Raw genomic sequence first — 1,933 nt, 5'->3', positions numbered from 1 at the left:
TTCAGTGATGTCTTGCCAAAGCTGCTCGACTTCTGTTTCTGTCCAAGAGTAATCTCTTTGGAAACTGGGTACACAGTAGGAGTAGTTACCAGCGAGCAATTTTCCAACACTCATCAATTGACTGTCAATACTGGTGGTAGACATGGGAATATTCCTGCAACTTTATGAAGCACACATTGCACTTTAATACTTCACAAACTTGCCTTTATCCGGATGATTTTAGTAAGTTCTCTATGCCGATTAACACAATTTAACTTTTCGACAGCAGCATTCTGGTGGCCCAGGAGCGATCGCAATTGCTATTCTCATTGGCAAGAAAGCATATTACCCGCTACCAGTTCAACCGTATTTACATTGTTGTATAAAATTACCACTTCCTAGCAACCATACTGTTGACTAATCTCATCTTTTACGTTTTATTGCAGTATTTACCCAGATGTATAATAATTCCCTTTGTTTACAGTCAGGTAAAATATAAAACTCAGTGCCCTCTCACCTAGTTAACTTAAACGCCTCTCCAAAAGCGGAATCTTCTGATGTCAGTTCAGAACTCCCATTTACCCTTCAAGAATTAAAATCTGCCATTCCGGCTGAATGTTTTCAGCCATCCACCTGGAAATCCCTTTCCTACTTTTTTCTGGATGTATCCGTAATTACAGTTTTTTATGCAATAGCCCACTTTCTGGACTCCTGGTGGTTTTGGCCAGTATTCTGGGTGATACAGGGAACCATGTTTTGGGCCTTGTTTGTAGTAGGTCACGATTGCGGTCACGGTTCCTTTTCCAAACATAAATGGCTGAATAATGCGATCGGGCATCTAGCTCATACTCCCATACTTGTTCCCTTTCACGGCTGGCGCATCAGCCACAGAACTCACCATCAAAACACTGGCAATATCGATACCGATGAAAGTTGGTATCCCGTTACTGAAAGTAAGTATCGCCAGATGGATTGGTCTGAAAAACTCATCCGCTTCCAGGTGTTGCTGATTGCTTATCCTCTCTATCTGTTTAAACGTTCTCCTGGCAAGAAAGGCTCTCATTTTCTGCCCAGCAGCCCTCTTTTTAAACCTGCTGAAAAATGGGATGTAATTACCAGCACTGTATGCTTGACATTGATGGTAGGCTTATTAAGCTGGCTCACCTATGAATATGGCTGGCTATTTCTGCTGAAATACTATTTCGGCCCCTATGTAGTGTTTGTCATTTGGCTAGATTTAGTAACTTTTCTGCACCACACAGAAGCTGATATTCCCTGGTATCGCGGTAAAGATTGGTATTTTCTCAAAGGTGCCCTTTCTACAATTGACCGAGATTATGGGTTTATCAATAACATTCATCATAATATTGGTACCCATGTAGCTCATCACCTGTTTCTCAACATTCCTCATTACCATCTGAAAACTGCTACTGAAGCGCTCAAACCAATACTGGGCGATTACTATCGAGAAAGCCGCGAGTCTATCTGGAAATCTTTCTTACGCTCCTACAAAACTTGCCATTTCGTGTCAGATACGGGAGCGGTTGTTTACTACCGTTCTAAACAAGAACTGTAAAAACGTGAAGCATCGATCGCCAAGCCTTTTTCTCTGGATTGGTTCGCGATCGGTCTGAAATACCGATCTTTATGCGATCGTTACCCAATCTTCGGTTAGCGATCGCATTTTTTCATACTTTACCGCTTCTTATAGTGTAATTTTGGCAAAATTAGCTTGAGAATTTTATCCTATACCAAATATAGTCGCAATTTCTTCAGCCTCAATCATTTATTTAAATGCCACTCATGCAGAGAGAATGACCTCAAACATACACTTTCCCATCTGCACCTATCATCAACAACCACCAGGACAGGGATTAACACAAGCAATATTTGCCGTAGGAATCGCGTCAATTTTTTCAGTGCTAAAATTTACTCTCCACGCTTGCCTCAAGAT

Annotated in this window: 1 protein-coding gene; it reads left to right on the top strand. The window is 41.3% G+C overall.

All coding sequences use genetic code 11. The features are described from left to right. Nucleotides 1–484 precede the first annotated feature (484 nt). On the top strand, nucleotides 485–1,555 hold the full coding sequence (locus H6S82_RS31085) for a DUF3474 domain-containing protein (RefSeq protein WP_190469441.1): 1,071 nt from the start codon (nucleotides 485–487) through the stop codon (nucleotides 1,553–1,555). The last annotated feature ends 378 nt before the right edge of the window (nucleotides 1,556–1,933 follow it).

Source organism: Planktothrix sp. FACHB-1355, assembly GCF_014748295.1.
GTDB classification, from domain to species: domain Bacteria; phylum Cyanobacteriota; class Cyanobacteriia; order Cyanobacteriales; family Aerosakkonemataceae; genus Aerosakkonema; species Aerosakkonema funiforme_A.
Note: the sequence above shows the minus strand (reverse complement) of the source record. Positions and strands in the feature narration are given on the sequence as shown.